Source organism: Pseudochelatococcus sp. B33 (assembly GCF_053570585.1).
Genome location: NZ_JBSEFH010000039.1, coordinates 24,409 through 32,951 on the forward strand (window position 1 = coordinate 24,409; position 8,543 = coordinate 32,951).

At 63.7% G+C, this 8,543-nt stretch carries 6 protein-coding genes and 2 pseudogenes; 2 read left to right on the forward strand and 6 right to left on the reverse strand.

What is annotated here, in order from left to right:
• Positions 1 to 215: 215 nt before the first annotated feature.
• The 6 genes and pseudogenes from ACUSIJ_RS27645 to ACUSIJ_RS27670 form a co-directional block, all read right to left on the reverse strand.
• Complete coding sequence (locus tag ACUSIJ_RS27645; RefSeq protein WP_449311638.1) at positions 216 to 911, reverse strand: response regulator transcription factor; 696 nt, start codon at positions 909 to 911, stop codon at positions 216 to 218.
• Positions 901 to 1,287 carry a response regulator gene (locus ACUSIJ_RS27650; protein WP_449311639.1) on the reverse strand — a complete coding sequence of 129 codons (387 nt, stop codon included), beginning with the start codon at positions 1,285 to 1,287 and terminating at the stop codon, positions 901 to 903. The genes ACUSIJ_RS27645 and ACUSIJ_RS27650 overlap by 11 nt, the downstream gene beginning before the upstream one ends.
• A complete protein-coding gene (locus ACUSIJ_RS27655) occupies positions 1,277 to 1,930 on the reverse strand; it encodes a response regulator transcription factor (protein WP_449311640.1) in 654 nt (217 codons plus the stop codon). The genes ACUSIJ_RS27650 and ACUSIJ_RS27655 overlap by 11 nt, the downstream gene beginning before the upstream one ends.
• Positions 1,927 to 4,068 (reverse strand): annotated as a pseudogene (locus tag ACUSIJ_RS27660) (PAS domain-containing protein); the annotation flags it as partial. The gene ACUSIJ_RS27655 and the pseudogene ACUSIJ_RS27660, both read right to left, overlap by 4 nt.
• Before the next feature lie 99 nt (positions 4,069 to 4,167).
• Positions 4,168 to 4,539: pseudogene (locus ACUSIJ_RS27665) on the reverse strand (PAS domain-containing protein); the annotation flags it as partial.
• 284 nt (positions 4,540 to 4,823) lie between these two features.
• A complete protein-coding gene (locus ACUSIJ_RS27670) occupies positions 4,824 to 5,654 on the reverse strand; it encodes an alpha/beta fold hydrolase (protein ID WP_449311647.1) in 831 nt (276 codons plus the stop codon).
• Positions 5,655 to 6,406: 752 nt separating this feature from the next.
• Here ACUSIJ_RS27670 and ACUSIJ_RS27675 point away from each other — a divergent pair.
• Together ACUSIJ_RS27675 and ACUSIJ_RS27680 are read left to right on the forward strand one after the other, a co-directional pair.
• Positions 6,407 to 7,612: an NAD(P)/FAD-dependent oxidoreductase gene (locus tag ACUSIJ_RS27675; RefSeq protein WP_449311641.1), complete on the forward strand. Its 1,206-nt coding sequence runs from the start codon at positions 6,407 to 6,409 to the stop codon at positions 7,610 to 7,612.
• Between the two features lie 66 nt (positions 7,613 to 7,678).
• Positions 7,679 to 8,431 (forward strand): SDR family NAD(P)-dependent oxidoreductase, encoded by a 753-nt coding sequence (locus ACUSIJ_RS27680; protein ID WP_449311642.1) that lies wholly within the window; start codon positions 7,679 to 7,681, stop codon positions 8,429 to 8,431.
• Positions 8,432 to 8,543 lie beyond the last annotated feature (112 nt).

The window sequence follows — 8,543 nt, forward strand, 5'->3', positions numbered from 1 at the left end:
CCCGGGCGGGCTATCGTGCGGAAGTGTCGCGTCAGCGCGCGCAAGGTCCAGAGGTCATTACACCAAAGAACAGGGTCGGCGCCAGGATCGGCAACCTTATGGATATCTGTAGGGTGCGCGTGAGGATTGACCGGGATCAGTTGGGGCGCTCATTCGCGGCCCCGGCAATTCCAGCCCGATATCAATGGCCAGAGGCGGTATCGTTCTCGACGCTGTCAGGGATCCCGTCCGGCTTCGCGCAACGGATACGGCAGCGATTCCCAGATGCGGATCAATTCACCGATGGACATGACCTGCATCTTGCGCATGACATTGCCGCGATGCAGCTTGACCGTCACCTCGCTGATGCCGAAGTCGTAGGCGATCTGTTTGTTGAGGCGCCCGCGCGCCACTTCCCGGAACACCTCGCGCTCGCGCGGTGTCAAGGTTCTGAGCCGATTGACGTTGCGCTTGACGACATCGGCTTCCGCCCTGCGCTTCGCATCCGTCGCGATGGCGGCGATGACCGCGTCGAGCAGCGTCTGGTCGCGCACCGGCTTCGTGAGGAAATCGATGGCGCCGGCCTTCATCGCCTGGACGGTCATCGGAATGTCGCCATGGCCGGTCAGGAAAATGATCGGCTTCGGATTGCCATTCCGAGCCAGGTGATGCTGCAGATCCAGGCCGCTCGCTCCCGGCATCCGCACGTCGAGGATGAGGCAGCCGGGCCTGTCGAGAACATCGGCGTCGAGCAAATCGCGTGTCGATGCAAAAGCCGCCGGCTGCAGGCCCGCCGACAGGATCAGCTCCGACAATCCCTCCCGTACCGCTTCGTCGTCGTCGACAATCATGACGAGCGGAGTCTCCTGTCCGTTCTTCGGCAGCATAGCCTGCGGCGACGACCTCCGCAAAATCGACTGATCAATTCCCATCTTCACCCTCCTTGTCGCGCAACGCATCGTCCACTGCCGCCAGCAGGCCCTGGGCATCGAAAGGCTTACGGAAAAAACCGCTGATTCCCCTGGCGCGGACCTGGTCTGCGATCTCGTGGCGGCCTGTAATCAGGAAGATCGGCAAGCCCGGGCGAGCCTTCATCATGAAGTCGCGCAGCTCGAAACCGTCGGGGCCGGGCAAGCCGATGTCGGTAATCAGCAGATCCAGATCCGGCAATTTTCCTGCAAGGAATGGTCTCGCGGTGGAAAAACTACGTGTTTCGTAGCCAGCCGACTCCAGAAGCTCTTCCAGCGATTCCACCAGCCTCGGATCGTCATCGACAATGGCCACGACATGTCTTCTTTTACTCGTCACTCACTTTTCCTCCAGCCCGGCGCGAATGCGTGACCGGCACTTCCAGCTGCTCCGCGATCCGCACGAGATCGGCAAGCGATATCGCTGCCATTTTTTGCATGACGTTCCTTCTGTGGAGTTGCAGCGTGACCTCGCGGATGCCCAGTTCGGCTGCCGCCTGCTTGTTGAGCAGACCGCTCACGACCAACGGAAGCACCTCACGCTCCCGTGGCGTCAGGCTCCTGTAGCGTTGCCTCATCGCATCCATATCCGCCCGCCGTGAGCGCTGCTGCCGGTCTTGCTCGATCGCGATGTGAATCGCCGCCATGAGCTCGGCTTCACTGAAGGGCTTGGTCAGGAAGTCTACGGCGCCGTGCTTGATAGCCCTCACCGACGACGGAATGTCGCCGTGACCTGTTATGAAGACGATGGGCGGATGATCCCCATCCGCCATCTGTCGTTGAAGCTCGAGCCCGTTGATGTCGGGCAACTCGACGTCGAGGACGAGACAGGACGGGATATTCGGCTTCTCGGAGCCAATGTAGTCTCCTGCCGATCCGAACGTGACGGCGTGGATGCCGTGGGAAGCGAACAATTCGCCAAGCGCCTCCCGGATACGGACATCGTCGTCAATGACGAAAACGATATGGTCGTCGTTCGTCATGGTGTCGTTTCCGCGTCAATCGGCAAGGTGAAGATGAACTTCGCCCCCTGCGGCTCATTTTTCTCCGCCCAGAGCCGTCCGCCATGCGATTCGACGATCGAACGGCATATCGCCAGTCCCATGCCCATGCCGCTTTCTTTCGTCGTGAAGAACGGCTCGAATATCCGGTCGGGAAACTCCACGCCTGGTCCTTGATCGCCGATCTCGATCTGGACGGCGCCTTCGGCATGGCGTGCGTTTACGCTGATGACCCTGTTGGCCGGGATTGAATTCATCGCATCCAGCCCATTGCGGATGAGATTGACCAGAACCTGCTGAATCTGGACGCGGTCGAACATGAGGAGGGGAAGTTTGTCCGCGACGTTGATGTCCATGCGCACATGCCGCCGCATTGCCTCTTCGGCCATGATCTCGCGCGCCTCGGCAATGACACTGGCGAGCGATGTGCTGGCCCGTGCCTCTACCGACTGCCTGAACAGGGCGCGAATCCGGTTGACGACGTCGGCGGCGGCATTCGCATCGCGCGTAATGCGCTCGACAACCCTCTGTGCCCGATCGATGTTGGGCGGTTCCGCATCGAGCCATCGCCGGCAGGCGTGCGAGTTGGCGACCACGGCAGCCAGCGGCTGGTTCACCTCATGCGCAATGGAGGCCGACAGCTCGGCGAGGCTCGCCGCCTGGCTCGCGCGTGCAAGGCGTTCCTGCGCCAGGCGCAGCTTCTCCTGCGCCTGGACCTCGTTCTCGATATCCAGACAGATCACGTTCCATTGCACGATGGCGCCGTCGGCACCGCACATCGCGGCCGCGCGCGTTTCGACCCACCGGTACTCGCCATCGAAACGGCGCAGCCGATGCTTGCGAGCATAAGGCTCGCCCGTTGCCAGCGAGTGGTGATAGTTCTCACTGACGCTGGCAAGATCGTCGGGATGGACGCTGGCATCGAGCGTTCCGCTCAACCTCGGCTGTTGCGCCGCATCCAGGTCTTCCAGGCCGTATCCGAGGAACTCGCGCAGTTGCTGGCTGCGGTAGATCGGCTCGCCGTCCGGCGCGGCACAATCGATCATGGCCGGCAGGGTCTCCACGAGTTGCCGGAACATGCGCTCGCTCTCCTGCAGCGCTTCCTCGGCGCGCACATGATCGTCTATATCGTGGCACAGGCCGTACCACTGGACGATGGATCCATTCTGGTCGCGCATCGGCTCGGCCCGGCTCGACATCCAACGGTAGACGCCATCGGCCCGGCGCAGGCGATACCGCATCGAAAAGCGCTCGCCGTTGGTGATGCTTCGTTCGAGCGCGTTGCCGAACGCCGCCGTGTCGTCCGGATGGATGGTCTCGAAGAGCGCCTCACGCCGGCTCATGCCGGGTCTGTCCATATCTCCGACGTCCAGGCCGAGAAAATCGACCATGCGTTTGTTGAAGAAGGTCGGCTCGCCGGAAGAATCCAGCCGCCATAGATGGCTCGGGACCATGTCGACGAGCTGCGACAGTTCGCGCTCCCTTTCCCGGAGTGCCGCCTCCGTCTTTTTGTAGACGTCGATGTCGATCGACGTCCCGTACCATCCGGTGATCCGGCCTTGGGTGTCACGGGTCGGCCGGGCCGCGATGCGGTGCCAGACGTACTGCCCGTTCGCACGCCGCATGCGATACTCGACGTTCCAGTTTTCGCCTGTCCTGAGGCTGCGCCGCAATCCGGCGGCTGCATGTTCGTAATCGTCCGGGTGGACACCCCGACTCCACCCGGTATCGCCCCCATCGATAAAAGCGCCTCCGCGCACCGGGGCGTTGAGATCCTCCAGCGTCATATCGATGGCGATCTGGGCGGTGGGGGTGACGTAGGTGAATTGGCCGGCCGCATCGAATGCCCATGCCTTGCCATACAGGCTCTCGATGACCTTCGCCGCCCGCACCGCCTCGGCGGTTTCGCCGAGCGCGTCCGTCATCGTCCAGCGCTCGTCCGGTCGCGACACCATATCGTTCACTTCGACGGCCACGCTGTATCCCGGCTCCGTACGGAATTCCGTCCATCGGTAGGAACCGTCGGGCTGGCGCTGCCGATAGCTCATGACCTGCGGCACGCCGGTCCAGAACGCGTAGGCGGCCGCATGCGTCGCGGCGGCACGGTCATGGGGATGGATGGTGGCAAGCGGGGGCGGGCCTTCATGGACGCCCTCGTCGAGACCGGTATCCGGGGAACGGCCATCGGTCGGCCCCGGATCGCCGCTGTCGATCACCGTGCCGTACCATCCGATGATACGGCCGCTGTCGTCACGCAGGGGCTGTCCCGTGCTGCGCCCCCAGCCGTAGATACCGTTTGCACGCAGCATGCGGTGTTCGACATTGTAGGGCTCGCCTGTGCGGAGGCTGTAGCGCCATGCTGCGGCAGCATCGTCATAGTCGTCCGGGTGGATGACGCGCTTCCATCCGAATGTGCCCGCCTCGGGCGATTTGTTGAGGCCGTCCAACGTCATGCCAAGGAAACGCAGGGCCTCCGGCGTGACGTAGGTGAACATGCCATCGGCATCGGCTGCCCATGCATTGCCGACGACGCTTTCGACGATCTTCGCGGCCCGCACAGTCTCGATGATCGATCCGGACTCCGTTGCCATAACAGCCTCTTGCCCCTCTTCCGGAGTTCGGCGTTGGCCAGCTCATGGCCATAAGCTATCGTCAATCCGGAGGAAATACATCTTATGGAAATCCATATGATCGGCCCGCGGGCGAGGGCCTGCAAGAGCAAGCCGGACAGGTTGGATGCTCGCCTGCCATTTTTGGCAGCTCGTCTCGTCCGGCTGACATGGCTCCCGTTTGCGAATTGACCGTGAGGGGTGGTCGCCGGCCGGGTCGGGAGCGGCCGGCGATCGAGGCTCTTGGGAGCGGGGCGGGTGCGAGCTCAGGAAGCGATGAAAGCGAGCAGGTCGCGGTTCACCATGTCGGCATGTGTGGTACACATGCCATGTGGCAAATCCTCATAGGCCTTCAGGGTGCCGTTCTTCAGCAGTTTGGCAGAGAGCGGCCCGGAGTTCGCAAACGGTACGATCTGGTCATCCTTGCTGTGCAGGACGAGCGTCGGCACATCGATGATCTTCAGATCCTCGGTGAAGTCGGTCTCCGAGAATGCCTTGATGCCTTCATGATGAGCCTTGGCGCTGCCCATCATGCCCTGTCGCCACCAGTTCTGGATAATGCCCGGCACCGGTGCAGCACCTGGCCGGTTGAAGCCGTAGAAGGGTCCGGAGGGGAAGTCGATGTAGAACTGGGCGCGATTGTCGGCGAGCGATTTGCGCAGGCCGTCGAAGACCGCCACGGGTAGCCCCCCGGGGTTGGCGGGCGTTTTCACCATGATAGGGGGTACCGCGCCGATGAGAACGAGTTTGGCGGCACGCTTCCCTCCGTAGCGGGCGACATAGCGGGTTGCTTCTCCGCCGCCGGTGGAGTGACCGACGTGGACACTGCCCCTGAGGTCGAGATGCTCGACCAAGGCTGCGATGTCGCTGGCGTAATGGTCCATGTCGTGACCGTCACTCACCTGTGCGGAGCGGCCGTGGCCACGCCGGTCATGAGCGATGACACGGTATCCCTTGTTCAGGAAAAAGAGCATCTGCGCATCCCAGTCGTCCGCGCTCAATGGCCATCCGTGGTGGAAGACGATTGAAGGTGCATCTCTGGGACCCCAGTCCTTGTAGTAGATTTCCGTGGCGTCCTTGGTAACAATCGTGCTCATGATGTCTGATCCTGTAGTTGAGATTGGAACGGGAACGTTGTTATTCGGTCTGGCATGCACCATGGTGGTCGAAGCCAGACCCATGGCGGTTGAGGCGGCCAACCCGCCTATGACGACGTCCCGGCGTGTTGCCGAGACCTGGTGCTGACGGTTCTTCTTCATGATCCATTCCTTTGCTTGGGGCATCGGGCCGCATGCATTGAGGCGCGACGAGGTGCGATGCCGTCGGGTTCGTTGTCGCCGGACAGGTGTGCAGCGGACCGCCAGCGAGCTGGGCCCGCTTCAGGGAACACGATCCTCGCTGCGGGCAGCCGGCCGGCATCAATTCTTTGAAATTGCGCATTGTTTTCTCCATGAGCGGATTGGCCGTCTGCGTGGACCATGCGATGGAATCCCGGCTCGAAGCTATTGGGCTGAAGCGTCTGTCATGCAGTGCCGAAGTCCAGATTCCGCTGTTCCGGAGGCCGGGTTGCTGTCCTCCCGCGTCGAATAGTTGCCTTGGATTCGCGAGATCTGCGCGACATCTGGCGTCAGCGGACGATCGGCCGACAGCGGCTGCCCTGTACTTCGGGGTAGCCGATCCTCACCCTCCATCCAGTCGCCGGCGGCGGCCGTGTCCGGCTAGCCTTGTCCCAGTCGAAGCAAGCGGCGTCAGCCGTTTCGGGGGCGATCCACAAGAAGCCTCGCCGCCAACCGGAAGCGGCAACGGCGGCTCGCACCCTTGAGGAACACACACCACTGGAGCAGATCACATGCGACTCATCATCATCGGCGCCGGCTTTGCCGGCATGTATGCCGCCCTTTCCGCTGCGCGCCTGCGCGATATCGAGGGGGTTTCACCCGAGGACCTCAAGATCGCGCTGGTTGCCCCAGAGCCGACACTGGTCGTTCGCCCGCGGCTCTATGAACCGAAGCCCGAAACCCTGACGGCGCCTCTTCTGGATGTCCTCACGGCCATCGACGTCCTCTATGTGCAGGGCAGCGCCGAGACCGTCGATACCGAGGCCCGCACCGTGGACGTCGTTTCCACGGCGGGCACACGCAATGCGCTTCCCTACGATCGATTAGTCGTGGCGACCGGCAGCCGGCTGTTCCGCCCCAATGTTCCCGGGCTTGCGGAGCACGCATTCAGCGTCGACAACCTCGACGACGCCATCGCCCTCGACCGGCACCTGCACGGCCTGGCAGACCGGCCGGCTTCGACGGCGCGCGACACGGTCGTCGTTGCGGGCGGCGGCTTCACCGGGATCGAGGTGGCGACGGAAATTCCGGCCCGGTTGCGTGCGATCCTGGGCGACGATGCCAGACTGCGCGTGATCATCGTCGATCGCAGCGACGCGATCGCGCCCGACATGGGCGCGGGCGCTCGTCCCGTCATCGAGGATGCGCTGCGTACAGTCGGCGTGGAAACGAGGCTCGGGGTCAGTGTCGCGGCGCTGGACGAGAGCGGCGTCACCCTCTCCGACGGCGAACACATCGCCAGCGCCACGGTGATCTGGGCGGCGGGCATCCGCGCCGCGCCGCTGACGGCGCAGATCCCGGCCGAGCGGGACAATTTCGGCCGGCTCATCGTGGACCGCGACCTGCGCGTGCCGTCGGTGCCCGGCGTCTTCGCCACCGGCGACGCCGCCAAGGCGGCGAGCGATGATCTCGGCAACTTTGCGCTCATGTCGTGCCAGCACGCGACGCGCATGGGCGCCTTCGCCGGCAACAACACCGCCGCCGAGCTGCTCGGCGTGCCGACCAGGCCGTACCACCAGGAGGCATATGTCACCTGTCTGGATCTGGGCGCGGCGGGCGCGCTCCTGACGCGCGGCTGGGACCGAAAGGTGGAGATGGTCGGCGCGGAAGCCAAGAAGACCAAGCAGGAAATCAACACGGTCTGGATCTACCCGCCGCGTGCGGAGCGTGCCGCCGCGCTGGCCTCCGCCGATCCGGAGCGCGTCACCGACCTGTAAGCGACCTCGGCCGCGCAGTAACGACGCGCGAGCGCCAAGTATTGGAACGCAAAAAAGGATTACATTGTGTCTGTGTTCAGCGATAAGGTCATCATTGTCACCGGCGGCAGTTCCGGTATCGGCCGGGCTGCGGCCCTGAAGTTTGCCGAATTCGGAGCAAAGGTCGTCATCACCGGCCGCCGCGCCGCGCCGCTCGAGGAGACGGCCGGATTGCACGGCAATATCGTCGGTGTGGTCGCGAATGCGGCCACGCCCGACGACGCCGCGCGAACCGTTGCGCAAGCCGTCGACACCTGGGGCCGGCTGGACGTGCTGGTGAACAACGCCGGCGCGGGCGCCATCCTGGCGCTGGCCGATGCCACGGCCGACCGGATCGGAAAGATCCTCTCGGTGAATGTCGTCGGACCGAGCCTGCTTGCCGCGGCGGCCTTGCCCCATCTCTCGGCCGTTCGTGGGACGATCGTCAACGTGTCGAGCACCTTCGGCCACAAGCCGGCGGCAGGATTGTCGCACTATGCGGCCAGCAAGGCGGCGTTGGAGCATCTCACGCGCTGCTGGGCCCTGGAGCTTGCAGTCCGTGGCGTCCGCGTCAACGCCGTCGCTGCGGGCCCGACGGAATCGGGTGCCTTGACGGGAATGATGGGCCTCTCCCCGCAAGAAGCGGCATCGATCAAGGAACAGGAACGGGAGCAGATACCGCTCAAGCGGCGCGGCGATCCGGGCGACGTGGCGCGGTGGATCGTTCATCTCGCCGATCCGGCTTCCGACTGGGTGACGGGGCAGGTGATCGCCGTCGATGGCGGCCTCAGTGTCACCTGACCCATTGCCAGCAAATAGAAGCAACTGAGGGGCGTTCCACCGCGGGGCAGGTCGTCGGCACCGCCGTGAGACCCGTCTCCGCGCCTTCATCAGGAGATGATAGCGCGAGAGA

What these genes read in the sequence shown, in the direction of transcription:
- ACUSIJ_RS27645 (WP_449311638.1), bottom strand. Translation starts at nt 911, where the DNA reads ATGGGAATTGATCAGTCGATTTTGCGGAGGTCGTCGCCGCAGGCTATG.
- ACUSIJ_RS27655 (WP_449311640.1), bottom strand. Translation starts at nt 1,930, where the DNA reads ATGACGAACGACGACCATATCGTTTTCGTCATTGACGACGATGTCCGT.
- ACUSIJ_RS27670 (WP_449311647.1), bottom strand. Translation starts at nt 5,654, where the DNA reads ATGAGCACGATTGTTACCAAGGACGCCACGGAAATCTACTACAAGGAC.
- ACUSIJ_RS27675 (WP_449311641.1), top strand. Translation starts at nt 6,407, where the DNA reads ATGCGACTCATCATCATCGGCGCCGGCTTTGCCGGCATGTATGCCGCC.